The sequence below is a fragment of the Pseudomonas sp. ADAK2 genome (assembly GCF_012935755.1).
Classification (GTDB): Bacteria; Pseudomonadota; Gammaproteobacteria; order Pseudomonadales; family Pseudomonadaceae; genus Aquipseudomonas.
Genome location: NZ_CP052862.1, coordinates 429,394 through 451,625, shown reverse-complemented (window position 1 = coordinate 451,625; position 22,232 = coordinate 429,394). Strand labels below are relative to the sequence as shown.

General features: G+C 62.1%; 19 protein-coding genes. 11 read left to right on the top strand and 8 right to left on the bottom strand.

Going from position 1 to position 22,232, the window contains the following annotated elements; genetic code table 11:
- Positions 1-223: 223 nt before the first annotated feature.
- The 10 genes from HKK52_RS02155 to HKK52_RS02105 all read left to right on the top strand — a co-directional run bounded on the left by HKK52_RS02155 (position 224) and on the right by HKK52_RS02105 (position 13,460).
- Positions 224-577, top strand: a complete 354-nt coding sequence (locus tag HKK52_RS02155) for a hypothetical protein (RefSeq protein ID WP_169369123.1) — start codon at positions 224-226, stop codon at positions 575-577.
- Positions 578-884: 307 nt separating this feature from the next.
- Positions 885-1,844, top strand: a complete 960-nt coding sequence (locus HKK52_RS02145) for an AAA family ATPase (protein ID WP_003218556.1) — start codon at positions 885-887, stop codon at positions 1,842-1,844.
- A 5-nt stretch (positions 1,845-1,849) separates the two neighbouring features.
- Complete coding sequence (locus HKK52_RS02140; RefSeq protein ID WP_149658256.1) at positions 1,850-2,794, top strand: DUF58 domain-containing protein; 945 nt, start codon at positions 1,850-1,852, stop codon at positions 2,792-2,794.
- Positions 2,791-3,285 carry a DUF4381 domain-containing protein gene (locus HKK52_RS02135; protein WP_169369122.1) on the top strand — a complete coding sequence of 165 codons (495 nt, stop codon included), beginning with the start codon at positions 2,791-2,793 and terminating at the stop codon, positions 3,283-3,285. Before HKK52_RS02140 ends, HKK52_RS02135 begins: the two co-directional genes overlap by 4 nt.
- On the top strand, positions 3,278-4,354 hold the full coding sequence (locus HKK52_RS02130) for a vWA domain-containing protein (RefSeq protein ID WP_169369121.1): 1,077 nt from the start codon (positions 3,278-3,280) through the stop codon (positions 4,352-4,354). Before HKK52_RS02135 ends, HKK52_RS02130 begins: the two co-directional genes overlap by 8 nt.
- Positions 4,351-6,090, top strand: a complete 1,740-nt coding sequence (locus tag HKK52_RS02125; protein ID WP_169369120.1) for a vWA domain-containing protein — start codon at positions 4,351-4,353, stop codon at positions 6,088-6,090. The genes HKK52_RS02130 and HKK52_RS02125 overlap by 4 nt, the downstream gene beginning before the upstream one ends.
- The gene (locus tag HKK52_RS02120) at positions 6,087-7,721 is read left to right on the top strand and encodes a BatD family protein (RefSeq protein ID WP_169369119.1); all 1,635 of its coding nucleotides are present in this window, start codon (positions 6,087-6,089) and stop codon (positions 7,719-7,721) included. The genes HKK52_RS02125 and HKK52_RS02120 overlap by 4 nt, the downstream gene beginning before the upstream one ends.
- Positions 7,722-7,984: 263 nt before the next feature.
- On the top strand, positions 7,985-9,229 hold the full coding sequence (locus HKK52_RS02115) for an exonuclease SbcCD subunit D C-terminal domain-containing protein (RefSeq protein ID WP_169369118.1): 1,245 nt from the start codon (positions 7,985-7,987) through the stop codon (positions 9,227-9,229).
- Positions 9,226-12,867 carry an AAA family ATPase gene (locus HKK52_RS02110; protein WP_169369117.1) on the top strand — a complete coding sequence of 1,214 codons (3,642 nt, stop codon included), beginning with the start codon at positions 9,226-9,228 and terminating at the stop codon, positions 12,865-12,867. Before HKK52_RS02115 ends, HKK52_RS02110 begins: the two co-directional genes overlap by 4 nt.
- Positions 12,864-13,460: a glutathione S-transferase gene (locus tag HKK52_RS02105; protein WP_169369116.1), complete on the top strand. Its 597-nt coding sequence runs from the start codon at positions 12,864-12,866 to the stop codon at positions 13,458-13,460. Before HKK52_RS02110 ends, HKK52_RS02105 begins: the two co-directional genes overlap by 4 nt.
- Before the next feature lie 47 nt (positions 13,461-13,507).
- On the opposite strand, the gene HKK52_RS02100 is transcribed toward HKK52_RS02105, so the two are convergent.
- The 8 genes from HKK52_RS02100 to HKK52_RS02065 all read right to left on the bottom strand — a co-directional run bounded on the left by HKK52_RS02100 (position 13,508) and on the right by HKK52_RS02065 (position 20,172).
- A complete protein-coding gene (locus tag HKK52_RS02100) occupies positions 13,508-13,765 on the bottom strand; it encodes a hypothetical protein (protein ID WP_169369115.1) in 258 nt (85 codons plus the stop codon).
- Complete coding sequence (locus HKK52_RS02095) at positions 13,762-13,974, bottom strand: hypothetical protein (protein WP_169369114.1); 213 nt, start codon at positions 13,972-13,974, stop codon at positions 13,762-13,764. The genes HKK52_RS02100 and HKK52_RS02095 overlap by 4 nt, the downstream gene beginning before the upstream one ends.
- Positions 13,975-14,228: 254 nt before the next feature.
- Positions 14,229-14,408 carry a hypothetical protein gene (locus tag HKK52_RS02090; protein WP_054047590.1) on the bottom strand — a complete coding sequence of 60 codons (180 nt, stop codon included), beginning with the start codon at positions 14,406-14,408 and terminating at the stop codon, positions 14,229-14,231.
- Positions 14,409-14,576: 168 nt separating this feature from the next.
- Entirely contained in the window at positions 14,577-15,752 is a 1,176-nt protein-coding gene (locus tag HKK52_RS02085; protein ID WP_169369113.1) for a lactonase family protein, read from the bottom strand.
- Positions 15,739-16,035 carry a DUF5629 family protein gene (locus tag HKK52_RS02080; RefSeq protein ID WP_169369112.1) on the bottom strand — a complete coding sequence of 99 codons (297 nt, stop codon included), beginning with the start codon at positions 16,033-16,035 and terminating at the stop codon, positions 15,739-15,741. Before HKK52_RS02080 ends, HKK52_RS02085 begins: the two co-directional genes overlap by 14 nt.
- 193 nt (positions 16,036-16,228) lie before the next feature.
- On the bottom strand, positions 16,229-17,809 hold the full coding sequence (locus HKK52_RS02075; protein ID WP_169369111.1) for an aldehyde dehydrogenase (NADP(+)): 1,581 nt from the start codon (positions 17,807-17,809) through the stop codon (positions 16,229-16,231).
- Positions 17,810-17,819: 10 nt separating this feature from the next.
- On the bottom strand, positions 17,820-18,812 hold the full coding sequence (araD1, locus tag HKK52_RS02070) for an AraD1 family protein (protein ID WP_169369110.1): 993 nt from the start codon (positions 18,810-18,812) through the stop codon (positions 17,820-17,822).
- Between the two features lie 37 nt (positions 18,813-18,849).
- Complete coding sequence (locus HKK52_RS02065; protein ID WP_169369109.1) at positions 18,850-20,172, bottom strand: MFS transporter; 1,323 nt, start codon at positions 20,170-20,172, stop codon at positions 18,850-18,852.
- A 195-nt stretch (positions 20,173-20,367) separates the two neighbouring features.
- Here HKK52_RS02065 and HKK52_RS02060 point away from each other — a divergent pair, with 195 nt between their 5' ends.
- Positions 20,368-22,104 carry an IlvD/Edd family dehydratase gene (locus HKK52_RS02060; RefSeq protein ID WP_169369108.1) on the top strand — a complete coding sequence of 579 codons (1,737 nt, stop codon included), beginning with the start codon at positions 20,368-20,370 and terminating at the stop codon, positions 22,102-22,104.
- The last annotated feature ends 128 nt before the right edge of the window (positions 22,105-22,232 follow it).

The following is a 22,232-nucleotide window of genomic DNA, read 5'->3' as shown; positions in this document are numbered from 1 at the left end:
TCGGCACGCAGCTTGCGCCTTGTGCATCGAACAACACTAGCAGCCGCACAGTAAAACGGGGAGTTTAACCCCGGTTTTGCGGCACGTCCGTACCCGAAATGACCAGCAACACACCGGATGTTCACGACACATCCTCTGACACTCAGGCAAGCAGAAATTCCCGGCGGCTGGCAGAATCGCCCTTTGTTCGTCTTCACAATGCTCGTCGAGCCAGGAATTCCCCATGCAAATGACCACCGCCCTCTTGATCGTCAACCCGTGCGATGACGAAGAAGACAACATGGCCATGCTCTGCTGCCACAGCGATCAGGGCGACATGTTCCTGATGACCCGCTACCCGGACGAGGACGCGCTGGACATCAGCCTCGGCGATGAGCCTTCGACCCTGGACGGGGTGAAAGTCACCCTCAGCCCTACCCGCCTGCTGATCGAGATCGCGGCAGGGGATGCGGATGCGTTGAATGGCGATGACTCGCTGGAAATCACCCACAGCACCGATGCCAGCGACCTGGCGGAAGTGGAAGAAACCTTGCAGAACATTCTCAAGGGGACCGGGACTTATATCAGCGAGCTGTAATTTTTCGGCGCCTGTACCGGCCCCTTCGCGGGCAAGCCTTGCTCCTACAGGTCCAGCAATGATCGTTCCATGCTCCGCGTGGGAATGCATCATCGGACGCTCTGCGTCCCGCTTTAGAGTGGTGACGCAGAGCGTCACGGGCTGCATTCCCACGCAGAGCGTGGGAACGATCACAATTTCCCTAACCATTTCCCACACTTTGCGCAAAATGCCGTTAGTCGCCACCCCCCGCGATGCATTAAAGTAACGCCCCCAGCCCTGGCGTTATTCGAACGTCTTCGGTCACCCTTTCCAGGAACAGTCATCGATGGAACATCGTGAAGCGCTGCTAGCGCTGCGAACCTTTCTTTCAACGCAGATTCTCGGCCAGGAAAAACTCATCGAGCGCTTGCTCATCGCCTTGCTCGCCGACGGCCACATGCTGGTCGAGGGCGCCCCGGGGCTGGCCAAGACCAAGGCCATCAAAGAGCTCGCCGAAGGCATCGAAGCGCAGTTCCATCGCATCCAGTTCACCCCCGACCTGTTGCCGGCCGACATCACCGGCACCGAGATCTATCGCCCGGAAACCGGCAGTTTCGTGTTCCAGCAAGGCCCGATCTTCCACAATCTGGTGCTGGCGGACGAAATCAACCGCGCCCCGGCCAAGGTGCAATCGGCGCTGCTCGAAGCCATGGCCGAGCGCCAGGTCAGCGTCGGGCGCAGCACCTACGAGCTGTCGCCGCTGTTTCTGGTGATGGCCACGCAAAACCCGATCGAGCAGGAAGGCACCTACCCGCTGCCCGAAGCCCAGCTCGACCGCTTCCTGATGCACGTCAAAATCGGTTTCCCGGACGCCGCCGTCGAACGGCGCATCCTGCAACAGGCCCGCGGCGAAGCTCTTAATGGCGAAACCAAGCCCGAGCGTCGGGTCAGCCAGCAGGCGATTTTCGCCGCGCGCAAGGAAATCCTCGGTTTGTACATGGCCGACGCCGTGGAGGAATACCTGGTGCAACTGGTCATGGCCACCCGCACCCCGGCCAAGTTCGATCCGGAGATGGCCGAGTGGATCGCCTATGGCGCCAGCCCGCGCGGCTCCATCGCCCTCGACCGTTGCGCCCGCGCCCATGCGTGGCTGGCCGGTCGCGATTTCGTCAGCCCGGAAGACATTCAGGCCGTGCTGTTCGACGTGTTGCGTCACCGCATCATCCTGTCCTTTGAAGCCGAGGCGGCTGGCATCGACCAGGACCGGGTGGTCCAGCGGATTCTCGACGTCGTAGCCGTCGCTTGACCCTGATGAACGCCATCCTGCCGCCCGAGCCGGGCATCCGTGTCAGCCTCGCCGAGCTGATCGAGATGCGCCATCGGGTGCGCGAAGTGCAGTTGTTCTCGACGCCGAGCCAGCGCAGCCCGCTGATCGGCCTGCACCACTCCAAGCTGCGTGGCCGTGGCGTCGACTTCGATCAGGTGCGGGTCTATCAGGCCGGCGACGACGTGCGCACCATCGATTGGCGCGTCACCGCCCGCACCCAAGAGCCGCACACCAAACTGTTCCACGAAGAACGCGAGCGACCGATTTTCATCATGGTCGAGCAGAGTCGTCGGCTGTTTTTCGGCTCGGGATTGATGTTCAAGTCGGTGCTGGCCGCGCAAGCCGCGAGCCTGATCGGCTGGGCCGCCCTGGGGCATAACGATCGGGTCGGCGGGCTGGTGTTCGGCGACAACGAGCACTACGAAATCAAACCCCGACGCAGCAAGCAAAGCCTGCTGCAATTGCTCAACCGTTTGGTCCGGGTCAACCAGTCGCTGCACACCGAAAGCGAGCAGAACCGCGATTCGCTGAACCTGGCCCTGCGCCGCGCCCGGGAAGTGTTGCGTCCTGGCAGCCTGGTGATTGTGATCTGCGACGAACGTGCGCTGACCGAAGGCTCCGAACAGCAATTGAGCCTGTTGTCGCGTCATTGCGACCTGTTGCTGTTGCCGCTGTCCGATCCGCTGGACCACGCCCTGCCCGCCGCCGGCCTGCTTCGTTTCGCCGAACGTGGTGCGCAACTGGAACTCGACACGCTGAATTTCGACCTGCGCCAGACCTACCGCGCCCAAGCCGAAGCGCGCATCGCCCACTGGGAATTGCTCGCGCAGAAGCTGCGGGTGTTGTTGATGCCGTTGAGCACCCAGAGCGAGATGGTCGAGCAACTGCGCGAATACCTGAACCCACAGAAACCGGGGAAAGGTCGATGAACAGCATTGAGCAACTGCAACCGCTGATGACCCCGCCGCCGATCGGCTTCTGGCCACCGGCACCGGGCTGGTGGCTGTTGCTTCTATTACTGCCGCTGATCGGCTTTGGCCTGTGGCAGTTGCGCCGCTTCATTCCGAACAAACGCCCCATCGTCCGGGCGGACCAACCGCTGGACCCGGTGCGTGTCGCCGCCCTCGCCGAACTGGCGCGGATGCCCAAGCCCTACGACGGCGCGCCGGCCGGTGCCTGGTTGCAGCAACTCAACGGCTTGCTCAAACGCTTGTGCCGCAACCATTACCCCTACAGCCAGAGCCACACCCTCAACGGCCGCAAATGGCTGGCCTTCCTCGACAACCGCTGCCCGGCCGCGGGTTTGACGCGTTGGATGGTACTGGTCGAAGGCGCGTACAAGCCCGAATGCAAACTCGACGACAAGGCCATCGCCGGCCTGACACAAGCCGTCGACACCTGGATTCGCAAACATGTTTGAGTTCGCCTGGCCATGGATCTTTGCCTTGCTGCCGTTGCCGTGGCTGATGCGCGTGCTGCTGCCGGTGGCCGACAGCGGCGAACCGGCGCTCAAGGTTAGCTTCTTAAGCGATCTCGAAGGCCTGACTCGCCGTCGTGCCCGGGCCAACCTGCCGGCGTGGCGTCAACAGGCACCGTTCATCCTGTTGTGGCTGTTGCTGCTGATCGCCGCCGCGCGCCCGCAATGGCTCGGCGACCCGCTGCCGATTGCCGCCAGTGGTCGCGATTTGCTGGTGGCGGTGGACGTCTCCGGCTCGATGGATTTCCCTGATATGCAATGGCAGGACGAAGACGTCAGCCGCCTGTCGCTGGTGCAGCATTTGCTCGGTGACTTTCTGGAAAGCCGTGAAGGCGACAGGGTCGGCCTGATCCTGTTCGGCAGCCAGGCCTATGTGCAAGCGCCGCTGACCTTCGACCGCCGCACCGTGCGCGTATGGCTGGATGAAGCGCGGATCGGCATCGCCGGCAAGAACACCGCCATTGGCGACGCCATTGGCCTAGCGCTGAAACGCTTGCGCCTGCGTCCTGCGCAAAGCCGCGTGCTGATTCTGGTAACTGACGGCGCCAACAACGGTGGCGAAATCGATCCGCTGACCGCCGCGCGGCTCGCCGCCAGTGAAGGGGTGAAAATCTACCCGATCGGCATCGGCGCCGACCCGGAGCAAAGCGGCACATTGGGCTTCCTCGGCGTCAACCCGAGCCTGGACCTCGACGAGCCGGCGCTGAAAGCCATTGCCGAGGCCACCGGCGGCCAATACTTCCGCGCCCGCGACGGTAAAGAGCTGGAGGCGATCAAGGCTACCCTCGACAAACTCGAACCGGTGACCCAGCAACCGACCCAGGCCCGCCCCGCCCAGGCCTTGTATCACTGGCCTCTGGCGCTGGCGCTGCTGCTGAGCATGTTGCTGGTGATGCGCGAGCGCTGGCCGGATAACCCGTTGCAACGCTTGCTGACCAGGGATCTGTTGCAAAGCCAACTGCCGGACTGGCGTCAACGGCTCAAACGCCTGCGCCTGCGGAGGCGTCGATGAGCGCGTTCTGGCCTTACTGGTTCCGGCCCTGGTGGCTGCTGCTATTGCCGTTGCTCGGCTGGCTGCTCTGGCAACTGTGGCACCGGCAGAAACGTGCCGGGCGCTGGCAGATGATTCTGCCGCCAGCCTTCCACGCCGCGCTGCTCAGCGGTGGCAACGGTCGCGACAGCAAATTGCCGTGGGTGGTCTTGGGCCTGGCCTGGGTGCTGACCATCGGCGCGCTGCTCGGGCCCAGTTGGGAACGGGTGGAACAGACCAGTCAGAAACCCGCCGATCCATTGGTGGTGGTGCTGGAACTGACCCCGGAAATGCTCGCCACCGACAGCCCGCCGACCCGCCTGGAACAAGCCCGGCGCAAGCTGTTCGACTTGCTGCAAAGCCGCAGCGATGCGCAGACCGCGATCGTCGTCTACGCCGGCAGCGCTCACACGCTGGTGCCGCTGTCGGATGACCTGTCCACCAGCCGCAATCTGCTGGATGCGCTCAAGCCTTCGTTGATGCCCGAGACGGGTCATCGCGCCGATCTCGCGGTGGCCAAGGCCTTGGCGCTGCTGGATCAGGGCGCACTTGGCCAGGGGCGGATCCTGCTGATCGGCTCGTCCCTGAGCGAACAGGAACGCTTCGGCATTGAACGGGCGCTGAACGGCAAGTCCACGGAATTCCTGATGCTCGGCGTCGGCACGCCCGAAGGCGCACCCGTCGCGCAAGAGGACGGCAGTTTCCTCAAGGATGACCAGGGCGCGATTCTCGTTCCGCACCTGGACAATCCGGGTTTGAAAGCCTTCACCAGTGATTTGGGTGGCCGTTACCACGCGGCGCGGCTGGACGATGCCGACCTCGGCGCCCTCGGCTTGCTCGATGGTCCGCGCAACCTGCGCACCGATGGCCAGACCCTGCGCCTCGATACCTGGGCCGATCAGGGTTACTGGCTGTTGCTGCCCCTCCTGCTGCTCGCCTCTTTCGCCGGGCGCCGGGGTTGGTTGTTCTGTCTGCCGCTGCTGTTTATGTTGCCGCAGCCGAGCTACGCCTTCGACTTTGAAGACTTGTGGTTGCGCCCCGATCAACGCGGCCTGCATTTGCTCAGTCAGGAACGTCCGGCCGAGGCCGCGCAACATTTCGCAGACCCGCAATGGCAAGGCGTGGCGTTGTATGAGGCTGGCGACTACAGCGGCGCCGCCCAGCGCTTCGCCCAAGGCAACGACGCCCGAGCGCACTACAATCGGGGGAATGCCCTGGCCAAGGGCGGTGAACTGGAAGCGGCACTGGATGCCTACGAGCAGGCCCTGGAACGCCAACCGGATTTGCGTCCGGCGCTGACCAACAAGGCGCTGGTGGAAAGCCTGATCAAACAGAAAGCCACACCACCGGCGGCGGAACCGGACAAATCCGAAGGCGACGAACCCGGGACCGCCAGTGATAGCCCGGCACCCGGCGCCGCCACCCAGCCGTCGAGCAGCGGCGAAGCGAAAACCGATGCCCAGCCTAACGCGCCGGGCAGCGAAGAGCCGCCCACTACGCCGCCGCAACCGGGGGCCAATGAGGTGCCGGGCAGCGAACTGGAAGACGAGCAAAGCACCACGCCCCCGCGACGCCCGGCCAATGACAGCCTTGAAGGCGAACAGGCCCAGGCGCTGGAGCAATGGCTGCGCAAGATCCCGGATGACCCGGGCGAATTGCTGCGGCGCAAATTCTGGTACGAACAGCAACAACATCAGGATCAGGGAAAAACTCGATGACCCGCTTCACCGCTTTCTTGCTCGCCTTGCTGTTCTGGACGTTTCAGGTCCAGGCTGCAGGGTTGGTCGCCAGTGTCGATCGCAGTCGCCTGAATTCCGGCGAGACGGTCGAACTGACCCTGGAATCCACTGACGTGACGCTGTTCGGCAAACCCGACCTGACGCCGCTGGAGTCCGCGTTCGAAGTGCGCGGCACGCGCCAGGTCAACCAATTGACCACGATCAACGGCGACAACCGCGCCACCACACGCTGGATCATCACCTTGCTGCCCAAGCAGAACGGCAGCGTGGAGATTCCATCGCTGCAACTGGGCGAAGTGCGCAGCCAGCCGATCACTGTCCAAGTGGTCGAGAGCGAAAACCAGGACACCGAGCACACCCTGGCGCCGGTCTTCATCGAAGCCAGCCTCGACCAGAGCAGCGTGTACGTGCAGGCCCAGGCGATCCTGACCTTGCGCATCTACCACTCGGTGTCGCTGTACGACGACAGTAGCCTGACCCCGTTGCAAATCCCCGATGCACGGATCGAACAACTGGGCGATTCGCGCACCTATGAGAAGGTCATCAATGGCCTGCGCCATGGCGTGATCGAAATGCGCTACGCGATCTTTCCCCAGCACAGCGGCGTGCTCAGCATTCCGACCCAGGTGTTCAGCGCAACCCTGGTGCAACCGGCGCAGGACGCTACGTCCCAAGGGCCGAAACCGGGCAAGCTGATGCGCGTCAGCTCCGCCGAGATTCCGCTGACGGTCAAGGCCAAACCCGAGACTTACCCCGCCGATGCGCCGTGGCTGCCCGCGCGCAGCCTTAGTTTGAGCGAAAGCTGGAGCCCGGAACCGGATCACGCCCAGGTCGGCGATTCCCTGACCCGCAGCCTGACCTTGAAGGCCGAAGGCCTGGCCAGTTCGCAGCTACCGCCGCTGCCCGCCACCGACATCAACGGCTTGCGCCGCTACCCGGACCAACCGGTCCTGGGCAATCAGAACAGCGAACGCGGGCTGATCGGCAGTCGCGAAGACCGTGAAGCCTTGGTGCCTTCCCACAGTGGCGCCATCGAGTTGCCGACAGTGGACGTAGTCTGGTGGAACACTTTCGAAGACCACCTGGAACACAGCAGCCTGCCGGCGCGGACGCTGCAAGTGACCAATAATCCAAGCCTGATGGTCGACACCCCGGCGAGCACCGCCCCCGTGAATTACGCCGCCGACAGCGAAGCGCTGTGGTGGTGGAAACTCAGCACGATGATCCTGGCCTGCACCACGCTGCTGGGTTTCGGCCTGTGGTGGCGCGCGCGCTGGCAACCGGCGATCCTGCGGGCCGCGCAAACCGGCCCGAGCCCGCGCACCGTGCTCGACGAACTCAAACGCGCCTGCCAGGCCAACGACCCCCACGCCACCCGCCAGGCCCTCGACGCCTGGGCCCGGCAACAACCGGAAACCCTGGCCGACATGGCGGCGCGGTTCGTGCCGCTATCGGATGCCCTGGATGGCTTGAACGGCGCGCTGTACAGCGAAACCGGCCAGCACTGGCAAGGCGAAGACCTGTGGCGTGCGACCCGGGCGATCCCGATCGCCGAACGGGTTCAGGATCCGGTGGGCGATAGCGGGTTGCCGCCGCTTTATCCGAAGTAACGCCTACCCTGTAGCAGCGGTCGAGCCCCGCGAGGCCGCGTTCGGCGGCGAAGCCGTCGTAAACCCAATGCACACGGTCTACCTGACACACCGCACACTCCGATTTTACGACGGCTTCGCCGCCGAACGCGGCCTCGCGGGGCTCGACCGCTGCTACAGAGGGCGTTACCAACCACATCCTCGGCGTTTGCCAGTAAACTCCCTCCCCTTTAGCCGCCATCCTTTCCCACGCGGCCATCACCTTATTTCCTACGGAGTACGCCTTGCGTCTGTTCCACACCTCCGACTGGCACCTTGGGCAGAACCTGCACGGCCAGGACCGCGATTTCGAGCACGGTTGTTTTCTTGAGTGGCTGTTGCGCCAGCTGAAGCTGGACCAGCCCGACGTGCTGCTGATCGCTGGCGATATCTTTGACACGGTCAACCCGCCGGTCAAAGCCCAGGAACGCCTCTACGATTTCATCGTCAGCGCCCACGAGCAGCAGCCGTTGCTGACCATCGTGATGATCGCCGGCAACCATGACTCCGGCTCACGGATTGAATTGCCCGCGCCTTTGATGCGGCGCCTGCGCACTCACGCGTTGGGCCGGGTGCTGTGGCTGGATGACGGGCAACTCGACGCCGAACGCCTGCTGTTGCCGCTGCCCGACGCCAAAGGCGAGATTGCCGGTTGGTGCCTGGCGCTGCCGTTCCTGCGTCCTGCCGAAGTCACGGGTGCACATCTGGGCGACAACTACTTGCGCGGCATCGGTCAGGTCCACGAATGGCTGATCGAAGCGGCGAATGCCAAGCGCACGCCGGGCCAGGCGTTGATCGCCATCAGTCACGCGCACATGGCCGGCGGGTCGGTGTCGGAAGACTCCGAGCGCAGCCTGATCATCGGCAACGCCGAAGCCCTGCCCGCCAGCCTGTTCGGGCCGAGCATCAGCTATGTGGCCCTTGGGCACTTGCACAAGCCGCAGAAGGTCAACGGGGAGGAACGCATTCGCTACAGCGGCTCGCCGATTCCGCTGTCGTTTTCGGAGATCAACTATAAGCATCAGATTCTCGACGTGATACTCGACGGCGAAACCCTGGTCAGCGTCGAACCGAAACTGATTCCCCGCGCCGTCGATCTGCAACGCATCGGCCCTGCACCGCTGGCGGAGATTCTGCTGCAACTGGCGGACTTGCCGAACATCGATCTGCTGGCCGATCTCCAGCGCCAACCATGGCTGGAAGTCCGGGTGCGCCTCGATGAGCCGCAACCGGATCTGCGTTACCAAGTGGAAACCGCCCTGCAAGGCAAAGCGGTGCGACTGGTGCGGATCGCCGCCGAATACGCCGGCAATGGCAGTCACGACGGTGCAGACGACGGCGCCACTTTGATCGAGCTGGATCAACTCTCACCCCAGGAACTGTTCAGCCGTGCCTGGCAGGACAACTACGGCAGCGAGGTCGATGAGCAAACCCTCAAGGACTTTGCCGAGCTGTTGCAAGACGTGCAGATGGAGAGCGAACAGCCATGAAGATCCTCGCGATCCGCCTGAAAAACCTCGCCTCCCTGGCCGGGCCATTTGAAATCGACTTCACCGCCGAGCCCCTGGCCAGCGCGGGGCTGTTCGCCATCACCGGACCGACCGGCGCCGGTAAAAGCACCCTGCTCGATGCGTTGTGCCTGGCCCTGTTCGGCGCCGTACCGCGCCTGAACAACACCGGACGCGACGCCAAGGTCCCGGACGCCGACGGCGAAATCGGCACCGGGGACCCGCGCACTCTGCTGCGTCGCGGCACTGGCGAAGGTTATGCCGAAGTGGATTTCGTCGGCATCGACGGCCGGCGCTACCGCGCGCGCTGGGAAGCCAATCGCGCCCGGGAAAAGGCTGGTGGCAAGCTGCAAGCCAGTCGCCAGAGCCTGCGCGATATCGATCAGGATCAATTGCTGGCCAGTCAGAAAGGCGAGTACAAGACCCAGCTCGAAGCCGCGCTGGGCCTGAACTTCGAACAGTTCACCCGCGCCGTGCTGCTAGCCCAGAGCGAGTTCAGCGCGTTCCTCAAGGCCGACGACAACGACCGCAGCGAACTGCTGGAAAAACTCACCGACACCGCGCTCTATACGCGTCTGGGTCGTCGGGCGTACGACAAGACCCGAGAGGCCCGCGAGGCCCACAAGTTGCTGCAGGATCAGGCCACCGGTGTCACGCCGTTGTCCCCCGAAGCGCGCGCCGAACTGGATGAGCGCTTCAACGAGGCCCAGCAGCTACTCAAGACTCAGCAAGCGCAACTCAAGCAGCTCGAAGAGCAACACACCAGGCTCAAACAACTGCGCCAATTGCAGGACGAGCAGCAGAGCGCCACCGAGCAACTGCAATCCGCCCAGCAACATTGGGAAAGCCTGGCCGGTGAACGGCTGAAGCTGACGCGCCTGGAACAACTGGCGCCGCAGCGGCATCAGTTTGCGCGCAAGACTGAACTCACTGCACAGCTCACACCGCTGGCGGCGCAGATTCAGCAACACACGCAACAGCAACTGGAATTGACCGAGCGCCAGACGCAACTGGAACAAAGCCTGACCAGCGCCCACACCGCGTTGACCGAGGCGCAAAACCAGCACAGCGCTGGTGCGCCGCTGTTGCGCCAGGCGTTTGAAGAGCAAAGCACCCTCGCCCGTTTGGTGCGTGAGGCGAGCCTGAGCGCTGATCTCAAGCAACAGGCGGAACTGGCCTGTACTCAGGGTCAAAGCACGATTCAGGATTTGACCGAACAACAAACACAGGTCGCCCAACGTTTACAGCGCATCGCCGGGGAGCTTGAGCAAAGCATCCATCTGGCGCCGCTCAGCGAGGCCTGGAACGCCTACCGTGATCGCCTGCAACAGCTGATGCTGATCGGCAATCGCCTGAACAAGGGCCATGACGAACTGGCCGCTTTGGAACAGAGCGCCACCCGCGCCGCCGAAGAACTGGCCGCGCAAAAGCAGAATCTGGAAGTGCTCTATAAAGAGGCCGGCGCCGAGCCCGAAGCCGTGGCCGAGCAGATCCAACTGCTGAGCACGCTGCTGCAGGACAACCGCAAGCAACTGCGCGCGTTCGAAGAATTGACCCGCCTGTGGGCCAGTCAGCAGGATCTGGACAAGCGCGGTGCCGAGCTGCAACAGCGCCAACTCGCAGCCCAGCAGGAACGCGAACGCCTGACTCAGGACGGAGTGAAAACCAAGGCCGAACTGACCGTCGCCGAACAGACCCTGACCGTCACCCGTGAGCTGCTGGAACGCCAACGCCTGGCCCGCAGCGAAAGTGTCGAGGAACTGCGCGCGCAGTTGCAGGACGATCAACCCTGCCCGGTTTGTGGCAGCCCGGATCATCCTTACCATCAGCCTGAAGCGCTGCTGCAAAGCCTCGGCCGGCATGATGAAAGCGAACTGACCAACGCGCAGAAAGCCGTTGACCTGCTAAAGGAAAAACTCACCGACCTGCGGGCCGAAGTGGGTGGTTTGATCGCGCAGCAAAAAGAACTGTTGCAACAACAGGAACAGCTCGCCAATCAACAACAAAGCCTGGCACCAAGCCTCGAAGCCCATCCACTGTCCGCACAGTTGCTGAACCAGGACGCCGCCAAACGCGACGCCTGGCTGACCCAGCAAAACAGCCAGTTGAACCAGAGCATCACCCAGGACGAACAACGCCAGAGCGCCCTGCTCACCCTGCAACAGGATGCCGCGCGACTGGCGCAACAGCTGCGCAGCGCCGAAACCGCGAGCCATCAAGCGACCCAGCACCTGAGCAATCAGCAACAGGCGTTGAGCAATGATCGCCAGCGTCTGGACGAAGAGTTGTCGGCGTTCAGCAGCCTGCTCCCGGCGGATACGTTGAAAGCCTTGCGCAACGAGCCGGCCGCGACCTTCATGCAGCTCGACCAACAGATCGCCCAGCGTCTGGAGCAACTCGAGCAGCAGCGCGACGAACTCGGCGAACAGCAACAACGTCAGCAGAAGCTTGAGAAAGAACAGGATCGACAACTGACGCGCGCCCAGCAATTGGAAGCCGCGCAACAGCAGTTCACGGTGTTGGCCGAGCAGCAACAAGCCTGTCAGCAAAAACTCGCGCAATTGCTTGGCCAACACAGCAGCGCCGAGCAATGGCAGCAGCAACTCGATCAAGCTGTCGAACAGGCGCGCCACGCCGAAGCCGCCGCCAATCAGGAACTGCAAACCGTGCGCACGCGGCTGGTGCAGTTGGCCGCCGAACTCAAGGCGCAGCAGGAGCGTTCCCAAGCGCTGGACACTGAAGATCGCGAGTTGAGCGGCAGGATCGCCGATTGGCGCGCGCAACATCCGGAACTGGATGACGGTGGCCTGGAAGCACTGCTGAGCGTCGACGACCACCAGGTCAGCGAACTGCGCCAGCAATTGCAGCACAGCGAAAAAGCCATTGAACAGGCCAAGGTGTTGGTCCAGGAGCGGGACAAGCGCCTGCTCGCTCATCAAGCCCAACACAACGGCAACCTCGACGCCGAACAACTGGCTAGCGCGCTGACAGAACTGCAAAACCTGTTTGCCGCCAGCGAACACCGCTGCGCCGAACTGCGCGCCGAGCAGGCTGAAGATCAGCGTCGGCAGAACGCCAATCAAGCCCTGGCCCAGCAGATTGCCGATGCCTATACCGAATACCAACGCTGGGCGCGCTTGAATGCCTTGATCGGTTCTGCCACTGGCGATACGTTCCGCAAGATCGCCCAGGCCTACAACCTCGACCTGCTGGTGCATCACGCGAACGTGCAATTGCGCCAATTGGTGCGGCGCTATCGTCTGAAGCGCGGCGGCAGCATGCTCGGTTTGCTGGTGATGGACACCGAGATGGGCGACGAACTGCGTTCGGTGCATTCGTTGTCCGGCGGCGAGACGTTCCTGGTGTCGTTGGCTTTGGCCCTCGGTTTGGCGTCGATGGCGTCGAGCACATTGAAGATCGAATCGTTGTTTATCGATGAAGGCTTCGGCAGCCTCGATCCGGAATCCCTGCAACTGGCCATGGACGCCCTCGACGGCTTGCAGGCGCAGGGGCGCAAGGTCGCGGTGATTTCCCACGTGCAGGAAATGCATGAACGGATCCCGGTGCAGATCCAGGTCCGTCGCCAGGGCAATGGCCTGAGCACGCTGGAGGTGAAATGACCACGCTGTATTCCTTCCGCCGCTGCCCCTACGCCATGCGTGCCCGCATGGCCCTGCGTTATTCAGGGGTTGAGGTGCAGATTGTCGAAGTCAGCCTCAAGGCCAAACCTGCCGAAATGCTCGCGCTATCGAGCAAGGGCACGGTGCCGGTGCTGGAGGTTGAGGGTCGGGTGATTGATGAAAGCCTGGACATCATGCGCTGGGCGTTGGCGCAGAACGATCCGCAGGATTGGTTGCTCAAGGAAGATCCTGCCGGGCAGCCGCTTATTGCTGAACTGATCGAAGAAAACGATCAGGTGTTCAAGGTGCATTTGAATCGCTACAAATATGCCGAGCGCTATCCCGAACAGCCGATGGAACATTATCGGGCTGAAGGTGAGGTGTTTTTGCGCAGGCTGGATGAGTTGTTGAAGGGGCGTGATTACTTGCTCGCCGGGCACATTAGTTGGGCGGACGTGGCACTGATGCCGTTTGTACGGCAATTCGCGCATGTTGATCGGGAATGGTTTGCGCAGACGCCGTATGTTCGGTTGCAGGCATGGCTGCAGCGCTTCCTCGATTCGGACCTGTTCACATCCATCATGAAGAAATAACCCGGAACCTGTAGGAGCGAGCAAGCTTCGCTCCTACAGGGTTAGCGTCAGGCCAGGACGGAACACATCCCCAACGCCGAGCAATCCACCTGAAACGGCCCGAGGAATCCGGCCCGGGCCTTCAGCGGCGGATTACCCACCAACAGCCCCAGCGCCTTGGCTGTCTGAATATTGTGCGCAATGTTGTGATTGCATTCGATGGCCCGTGCCACCGACCCCGCCGAGCCTTGCCCGACTCCCAACAATGAAGCGCCATTGGTCATGAACGCCAGGAAGGCAATGACCCAGAGTCTGCGTCCTTTCATGACCCGACAACTCCCGCCACTTCCACATGATTAATCACCGCGTTTTGCGAGCGATGCTCGAACTGGATACCGGGATAGGCGACTTCGATCGGCGCCTGCCGGTCGTGCTGCGATTGGGACGAAAGACTGACCACCAGGACCATGACCACGTAGAGACCGATGGCCAGGTAGGCGCCGTGTTTGGCATAAGTGAGGATTGCGCTGGCCATGGTGTTCTCCGTGGGCATGTTTCAGTGCCCACAGGATCGATCAAAAAAACCGAGGCAACCACTCAGGGTTTTCCATAGTGACCATCAGCCTGGTTGATCATTAAACCCGTCTATATCGGTGCTGAATAAAACCTATGACGCGGGGAAATACACGCGCACAAAAAAGCTGCCGAAGGCTGTGATCTTTTGCTTTTTAAAGTCAAAAGGTCGCAGTCTTCGGCAGCTCTTACAGGAAGCGACGGACTTTGCGGATTTCAGGCTTGGGTCTTGTGATCCAGGGCTGCGTAGAAGTTGGCGCTTTGCTGCAGGTATTTCTGGGTGTAGCTCTGGGTGTGGGATTTTTTGCTGTTGATTTCAACGTTGGCGCTGGCTGGCAGGGCAACGGTGGCAGAGATAGCGGATGCGGCGATGATGGAGAAGATATTGAAGTTCATGGCGGTGTTCCTCGGAGTCAGTTGGCTTGCTTGCCTGGTTAGGCCGTGAAGCAAACTTACTCTGCGAGGGTCCGCGCCTTGAAATGCTTTGTAGCATTAGCCGATATCAGTCTCATTAATACTAGGTTGCAGGCCCCATCAACCGGGGCCTGCGGCCTATTGCCGCACCTATTGACGCAGCAAGAACTTTAGATCGCTCGGGGCATCCATCGGCAATTTCTGCACGGTTTTGCCCAAAAGACCGGTCTTGGCGTCGCGCTCGACGACGACAATCTCGTTGCTTTTCTGGTTGGCGATCAACAGGAACTTGCCACTCGGATCGAGGCTGAACTCGCGCGGGTGATCACCCTCGACGGAACGGCGTTGCATTTCCTTGAGCTGGGCGGTGGCCGGGTCGATAGAGAACACCAGCAACTGATTGGCGGTGCCACGGTTGCTGACGTAGAGGAACTTGCCATCCTTTGAGGCGTGCAACGCCGCGCCGGCCTTGTCGGACGTCGGTTGCCCCGCCGCCAGATCCACCATCTGGGTTTGCTTGAGCGTGCCATCCTGGTAATCGAACACCGCGACCTGAGCAGTCATTTCCATGCTCAGCCACGCATGTTTGCCATCGGCACTGAACAGCAAATGACGCGGCCCGCTGCCCGGCGGCAACGACACCGACGCCGGGGTCGCAGGCGTCAATGGCAGTTCGGGATTGGCCTTGGGATTGAAGCGGTAGACAAAAATCTTGTCCGCCCCCAGGTCATTGGAGAACACGTACTTACCGTCCGGCGAGGAGATCGTCGAATGCACATGCGCCGACGCCTGCCGCTCCGGATTGACCCGGCTCGACGGGTGGCTGCTCAGTTGCACCACTGGCTTGAGCTTGCCGTCAGCGCCCACCGGCAACACCGCGAGGGTGCCGCCCGGATCTTCGACCACCGAGTAGTTGCTGACGAACAAGTGACTGGCATCGCCGCTGAGGCTCGAATGCGTCGGCTCGTTGCCCAGGCTCTGCACCTGATTGATCAGCTTCAGCTCAAAGGTCTTGGGGTTGATCGCGTAACTGCTGACCTTGCCGACCGGGTCGGCCTGGCCTGGGCCGTTTTCGTTGACCACGAACAGGTGCTGCTGATCCTTGGAAATCGTCAGCCAGGATGGGTTTTCACTCTTCACCACTTGCAGCGGCTTGGCGGCAATCTGCCCGGTGGCGCTGTCGAAGTTCAGGCGATAAATGCCCTGGCTCTGGCCCGCCGTGTAGGAGCCGACCAGCAACTGATAATCATCGACGGTAGCGGCCTGCACGCCCATGGCGCCGACGCTGCCCGCCATCAACAGTGGCCAGAAATTACGCATCTTCATGCTCTTCTTCCTCGTCGTCATGCCCGCCAATGGCGGCCATGCACACCAGCCGGTGCTCGCCGGAATCCCCGGTGATCAGCCAGCTTTGCAGGGTTGGATCGAAAGTCGCCGCCTCAATCTGGGCCATGCTGAACGCCCAGCGCTTGGCCGCACGGCCATCCATGCATTCGATGTGCAGGTTATCGTCTTCATCGAGGGAGAAATCGAAGGCGTGCAAACCGTCGATTTCCAGCATGTCGCAGTTTTCGAGGGCGTTGAGCAAGGTGTCGGTTACGGCAGTCATGGCAATCAATCATTCAAATGGAAAGACGCAATGATAGCTCATCACACCGCCCTCTCCCTCTGATCGTGTGATCGTTCCCACGCTCTGCGTGGGAATGCCTCATCGGACGCTCCGCGTTCGGCTCTGGAGGGGACGCGGAGCGTCCCGGGCTGCATTCCCACGCGGAGCGTGGGAACGATCGGGTGCAGGGGAGTTAGAGGGCGTCGCGGGATGGCTTGCCGTCTACCAGGCGCTGGATGCGCAGCGGGTTGCCGTTCTTCAACGCTTCCGGCAGCAAGCTGTCGGGATAGTTCTGGAAGCACACCGGGCGCAGGAAGCGGTCGATGGCCAGCGTACCCACCGAGGTGCCGCGCGCATCGGACGTTGCTGGATACGGCCCGCCGTGAACCATCGAATCGCAGACTTCCACGCCAGTCGGATAGCCATTGAGCAGGATTCGCCCAACCTTCTGCTCCAACAACGCCGTCAGCTCGCCGAACTGCTCGAAGTCCGCCGCTTCGCCAATGATCGTCGCCGTCAGTTGCCCGTGCAGGCCATGCAAAGCGGCGCTGAGCTGTGCCTGATCCGCCACTTCGACGAACACCGTGGTCGGGCCGAAGACTTCTTCCTGCAACACTTCATCGCCATCGATCAACAGGCTGACATCGGCCTTGAACAGTTGCGGCTGCGCCTGGTTCCCTTGCTGCGCACTGCCCGCCAAGTGCTCGATCCCAGGATGGGCGAGCAGCTTTTGCAGACCTTTGCCATAGCTGCCCAACGTCCCGGCATTGAGCATGGTTTGCGCCGGCTGATCAGCGATCAACGCGGCAACCTGCTGCACAAACGCACCGAATTGCGGCGAACGAATACCGATCACCAACCCCGGATTAGTACAGAACTGACCACAGCCCTGCACCACCGACGCCGTCAGGTCACGGGCAACCGTTTCAGAACGAACCGCCAATGCCTGAGGCAGGACGATCACCGGGTTGATGCTCGACATCTCGGCGAACACCGGAATCGGCTGCGGCCGTGCAGCGGCCATGTCGCACAGCGCGCGACCGCCCTTAAGCGAGCCGGTAAAGCCCACGGCCTGGATCGCCGGGTGCTTGACCAGCGCTTCGCCGACCCCGCCGCCAAAGATCATGTTGAACACACCGGCGGGCATGTCGGTTTTTTCTGCGGCGCGCAGGATTGCATCAGCGACGAACTCAGCCGTCGCCATGTGGCCGCTGTGAGCCTTGAACACCACCGGGCATCCGGCGGCCAATGCCGATGCGGTATCGCCGCCCGCCGTGGAGAATGCCAACGGAAAGTTGCTGGCGCCGAATACGGCCACCGGCCCCAGGCCGATGCGGTATTGACGCAGATCGGGACGTGGCAACGGTTGGCGGTCGGGTAAGGCCAGATCAATGCGTGCGCCATAGAAATCGCCGCGACGCAGGACCTTGGCGAACAAACGCATCTGGCCGCTGGTGCGTCCGCGCTCGCCCTGAATGCGCCCGGCCGGCAACGCGGTTTCGCGGCAGACCACGGCAACGAAGTCATCACCTAGCGCGTCCAGTTCATCGGCAATCGTGTCCAGAAATTGCGCGCGCCGTTCGGCGCTGAGGCTGCGATAAGCCGGGTAAGCGGACGCAGCAGCCTTGGCCGCAGCGTCGACTTCTTCCGGTGTCGCCTGGTAGAAATCGCCGGGCAAGTTCTCGCCCGTGCTGGCGTCAACGCTTTGCAGTTTGACCGCGCCGGCCGCGCTGCGCTGGCCGCCGATGTAGTTGTGACCAAGAATCTGGGTCATGAAAATCTCCTTAAAGGGTGCCGACAGTGCCGGGTTCGAACGCCGATTCGGCGGGTGCAATGCCATTGATCAATGGCGCGCCGAATTCGGCCTGGCTGATTTCAAACACGTCACCCGGTTGGGTGCGGATGCCATCGGCGAAGGACAGGGTCGCGGTGCCGAAGAAGTGAATGTGCACGTCCCCCGGGCGCAGGAACTGGCTGTACTTGAAATGGTGGTATTCGAGGTTCGCCAGGCTGTGGCACATATTGGCCTCGCCGCTGAGGAACTCGTTCTGCCACAACACTTCGCCGTCACGCAGGATGCGACTGGTGCCTGCCAAGTGTTGGGGTAGCTCACCGACGCGAAGTTCCGGGCCATAACTGCAACTGCGCAATTTCGAGTGCGCGAGGTACAGGTAATTCTTGCGTTCCATCACGTGGTCGGAGAACTCGTTGCCCACCGCATAACCGAGGCGATAGGGCTTGCCGTCGTGGCCAATAACGTAGAGGCCGCTGAGCTCTGGCTCTTCCCCGGCGTCTTCGGCAAACGGTGGCAGCGGGAACGGCTGGCCCGGTCGCACGACAATGCTGCCGTCGCCCTTATAGAACCATTCCGGCTGCACGCCGGCCTGACCGACGGCGGGTTTACCACCCTCCACGCCCCACTTGAAGATGCGCATGGTGTCGGTCATCGCCGCTTCGTCGCCAACCTGCTGGTGCATTTTGTCCCGGGCCGAGGCGCTGCCCAGGTGAGTCAGGCCGGTGCCGCTGACCAGCATGTGCGCCGGGTCCGGGTGATCCAGGGGTGGCAGGATGCGCAGGTGAGTCAGCAGTTCCGCGTAGTCGTGGCTAATGCCCAGGCCGAGGGCCTCGACTTGCTGTTGCAAGCCGATCCCCGCCTCGATTGCCGCCAGCGCCAGGTCACGCACCGTACGCGCTTCCTGGATTTCACGAACCAGACCGTTCTCGACCACGCCGACGCGGCGCTCGCCATTGAGCAATTCGAACTGAACTAAACGCATGATTTTCTCCTGTGAATCGACATTTCACCGTTGGGGGTCAGGTGCGCGTTGCGCCACGGGCGCTGGCGGCAAACTGATCGGCAGGCAACACGTGTTTGCGCTCCAGCAAGCGATAAACCACCCCCGTCAGCAGCAACCCGAACACCATCACCCCGGACAAGAAGTACAGCCCCGAGGCCAAATTGCCGGTGTATTCCTTCAGCGCACCAATCACGAACGGCCCGATGTAGCCGCCGAGGTTGCCCACCGAGTTGATCAGGGCAATCCCCGCCGCCGCACTGGCACCCGCGAAGAACCGCCCCGGCAAGGTCCAGAACACCGCCGTGCAGGAAAACAGCGCGAATGCCACCAGGCACAACGCCGCCAGTTGCGCCACCGGCAAGGTCAGCCAGGCACTGAGAAACAGGCCAATGGCGCCCAGCACATAGAGCACCGCCAAATGGCCGTAACGATCATTCAAGCGGTCGGAACTGCGCGGCACGATCAGCAAGCCGATGATGCCGAAGATGTAGGGCACCGAGGACACGAAACCGGTCACCAGGTCCGTGCCGCCGAACTGTTTGATCAGCGTCGGCAACCACAGGCCCAGGCCGTAAATGCTCAACGTCACCGGCAGATAAAACAGCGCCAGCAGCAGCACCCGTTTGTCTTTCAGCGCATGCAACGGGTTGCCATGGCGGGTCTGGCCATATTCGGCGAGGTCTTTTTTCAGCTCGCCGGTCAGCCAGTCCTTCTCGGCCTGGTCCATCCATTTCACTTGTTGCGGACCATCCGGCAACCAACGCAGGACCGGCCAGGTCAGCAGGATCGCCGGGGTGCCAATCACGATGAACAGCCATTGCCAACCGTGCAGGCCGAGGGTGCCGTCCATGCCGAGCAAACCGCCGGACACCGGACCGGTGATCATCATCGCGATGGGTTGGGAGAGGATGAACAGCCCGAGAATCTTGCCGCGATGGCGCACCGGAAACCATTGGGTGATGTAGTACAGAACGCCCGGGAAGAACCCGGCTTCGGCGGCACCGAGCAGAAAGCGCATTACATAGAAGCTGTGCGGGCCTTGCACGAACGCCATGCCAATGGTGATCGCGCCCCAGGTGATCATGATCCGTGCGAACCAGCGCCGCGCGCCGAAGCGTTCGAGCATCAGGTTGCTGGGGATTTCCAGCAGGAAGTAGCCAATGAAGAACAGCCCGGCGCCGAGGCCGTAGGCCGCATCGCCGATGCCGATGTCGGCGCCCATGTGCAGCTTGGCGAAGCCGACGGCGGAGCGATCCACATAGGCGATCAGGTACAGCAGGATCAGGAAGGGAATCAGTTTCAGCGTGATGCGACGAATAAGCCGCAGTTCCTGGCTCATGGGGATCGGTCTCCGATTGTTGTTGTTATAGAACCTCGGGGGACGCCTCTCGCGGAAAACCGCCAGGGCCAATCCCTCCGTCGAAAACGACTATATAGTATTACTAATTAAGCGACAACGCTTCCAAAGCGCCGAATTTGCGCTTATGTTATTCCTCAGATGCAACAATATAGTCATACAATAAGAGAATCGATCATGTCTGATAAGAAACCCACCCTGCGCTCCGCCCAATGGTTTGGCACCGCCGATAAAAACGGCTTCATGTACCGCAGCTGGATGAAGAATCAGGGCATCGCCGACCATCAATTCCACGGCAAGCCGATCATCGGTATCTGCAACACCTGGTCGGAACTGACCCCGTGCAACGCGCACTTCCGGCAGATTGCCGAGCACGTCAAACGCGGGGTGATCGAGGCAGGTGGCTGGCCGGTCGAGTTCCCGGTGTTCTCCAACGGCGAATCGAACCTGCGCCCCACCGCCATGTTCACCCGCAATCTGACGAGCATGGACGTTGAAGAAGCGATTCGTGGCAACCCGATTGATGGCGTCGTCCTGTTGACCGGTTGCGACAAAACCACCCCGGCACTGTTGATGGGCGCGGCCAGTTGCGACGTGCCAGCCATCGTCGTCACCGGCGGGCCAATGCTCAACGGCAAGCACAAGGGCCAGGACATTGGCTCGGGCACGGTGGTTTGGCAGCTCAGCGAACAGGTGAAAGCCGGCACCATCACCCTCGACGATTTCCTCGCGGCCGAGGGCGGCATGTCCCGCTCGGCCGGCACTTGCAACACCATGGGCACCGCCTCGACCATGGCTTGCATGGCAGAAGCACTGGGCACTTCCCTGCCCCACAACGCGGCCATTCCGGCAGTGGATGCGCGGCGTTATGTGTTGGCGCACATGTCCGGCATGCGTGCGGTGGAAATGGTGCGCGAAGATCTGCGGCTGTCGAAAATCCTCACGAAAGAAGCCTTTGAAAACGCGATTCGGGTGAACGCGGCCATCGGTGGCTCGACCAACGCGGTGATCCACTTGAAAGCCATCGCCGGGCGCATCGGCGTTGACCTGGAGCTCGACGATTGGACCCGCATCGGTCGCGGCATGCCGACCATCGTCGATCTGCAGCCGTCCGGGCGTTTCCTGATGGAAGAGTTCTACTACGCCGGGGGGTTGCCCGCCGTGTTGCGTCGCCTTGGCGAAGCCAACCTGATTCCGCACCCGAACGCCTTGACCGTCAACGGCAAGACCCTCGGCGAGAACACCAAGGACGCGCCAATCTACGGCCAGGACGAAGTGATCCGCACGCTCGACAACCCGATCCGCGCCGACGGCGGCATCTGCGTACTGCGCGGCAACCTGGCGCCACTGGGCGCGGTGCTCAAGCCTTCCGCCGCCACTGCCGAGTTGATGCAGCATCGCGGGCGGGCCGTGGTGTTCGAGAACTTCGACATGTACAAGGCACGGATCAACGACCCGGAACTTGACGTGGATGCCAACTCGATTCTGGTGATGAAAAACTGCGGGCCGAAGGGTTATCCGGGCATGGCCGAAGTCGGCAACATGGGCTTGCCGGCCAAGCTGCTGGCGCAAGGCGTGACCGACATGGTGCGGATTTCCGATGCGCGCATGAGCGGCACGGCTTACGGCACGGTGGTTTTGCACGTGGCGCCGGAAGCGGCGGCTGGCGGACCGTTGGCGGTGGTGCAGGAAGGTGACTTTATTGAGCTGGATTGCGCCAGCGGGCGGTTGCACCTGGACATCCCGGATGCCGAACTGGCGGCGCGGATGGCGGATCTGCGGCCGCCGGAGAATTTGATCGTCGGCGGCTATCGTCAGCTCTACATTGATCATGTGCTGCAAGCAGACCAGGGCTGTGATTTCGACTTCCTGGTCGGTTGCCGTGGCTCCGAAGTTCCGCGCCATTCCCACTAATTCCCCTCCCCCTGATCGTTCCCACGCTCCGCGTGGGAATGCAGCCCGGGACGCTCCGCGTCCCCTTGGAACGCAGAGCGTCCCTTGAGGCATTCCCACGCAGAGCGTGGGAACGATCACTGCGCGCC

What these genes read in the sequence shown, in the direction of transcription:
- HKK52_RS02155 (WP_169369123.1), top strand. Translation starts at nt 224, where the DNA reads ATGCAAATGACCACCGCCCTCTTGATCGTCAACCCGTGCGATGACGAA.
- HKK52_RS02145 (WP_003218556.1), top strand. Translation starts at nt 885, where the DNA reads ATGGAACATCGTGAAGCGCTGCTAGCGCTGCGAACCTTTCTTTCAACG.
- HKK52_RS02140 (WP_149658256.1), top strand. Translation starts at nt 1,850, where the DNA reads ATGAACGCCATCCTGCCGCCCGAGCCGGGCATCCGTGTCAGCCTCGCC.
- HKK52_RS02135 (WP_169369122.1), top strand. Translation starts at nt 2,791, where the DNA reads ATGAACAGCATTGAGCAACTGCAACCGCTGATGACCCCGCCGCCGATC.
- HKK52_RS02130 (WP_169369121.1), top strand. Translation starts at nt 3,278, where the DNA reads ATGTTTGAGTTCGCCTGGCCATGGATCTTTGCCTTGCTGCCGTTGCCG.
- HKK52_RS02125 (WP_169369120.1), top strand. Translation starts at nt 4,351, where the DNA reads ATGAGCGCGTTCTGGCCTTACTGGTTCCGGCCCTGGTGGCTGCTGCTA.
- HKK52_RS02120 (WP_169369119.1), top strand. Translation starts at nt 6,087, where the DNA reads ATGACCCGCTTCACCGCTTTCTTGCTCGCCTTGCTGTTCTGGACGTTT.
- HKK52_RS02110 (WP_169369117.1), top strand. Translation starts at nt 9,226, where the DNA reads ATGAAGATCCTCGCGATCCGCCTGAAAAACCTCGCCTCCCTGGCCGGG.
- HKK52_RS02105 (WP_169369116.1), top strand. Translation starts at nt 12,864, where the DNA reads ATGACCACGCTGTATTCCTTCCGCCGCTGCCCCTACGCCATGCGTGCC.
- HKK52_RS02100 (WP_169369115.1), bottom strand. Translation starts at nt 13,765, where the DNA reads ATGAAAGGACGCAGACTCTGGGTCATTGCCTTCCTGGCGTTCATGACC.
- HKK52_RS02095 (WP_169369114.1), bottom strand. Translation starts at nt 13,974, where the DNA reads ATGGCCAGCGCAATCCTCACTTATGCCAAACACGGCGCCTACCTGGCC.
- HKK52_RS02090 (WP_054047590.1), bottom strand. Translation starts at nt 14,408, where the DNA reads ATGAACTTCAATATCTTCTCCATCATCGCCGCATCCGCTATCTCTGCC.
- HKK52_RS02085 (WP_169369113.1), bottom strand. Translation starts at nt 15,752, where the DNA reads ATGAAGATGCGTAATTTCTGGCCACTGTTGATGGCGGGCAGCGTCGGC.
- HKK52_RS02080 (WP_169369112.1), bottom strand. Translation starts at nt 16,035, where the DNA reads ATGACTGCCGTAACCGACACCTTGCTCAACGCCCTCGAAAACTGCGAC.
- HKK52_RS02075 (WP_169369111.1), bottom strand. Translation starts at nt 17,809, where the DNA reads ATGACCCAGATTCTTGGTCACAACTACATCGGCGGCCAGCGCAGCGCG.
- araD1 (WP_169369110.1), bottom strand. Translation starts at nt 18,812, where the DNA reads ATGCGTTTAGTTCAGTTCGAATTGCTCAATGGCGAGCGCCGCGTCGGC.
- HKK52_RS02065 (WP_169369109.1), bottom strand. Translation starts at nt 20,172, where the DNA reads ATGAGCCAGGAACTGCGGCTTATTCGTCGCATCACGCTGAAACTGATT.
- HKK52_RS02060 (WP_169369108.1), top strand. Translation starts at nt 20,368, where the DNA reads ATGTCTGATAAGAAACCCACCCTGCGCTCCGCCCAATGGTTTGGCACC.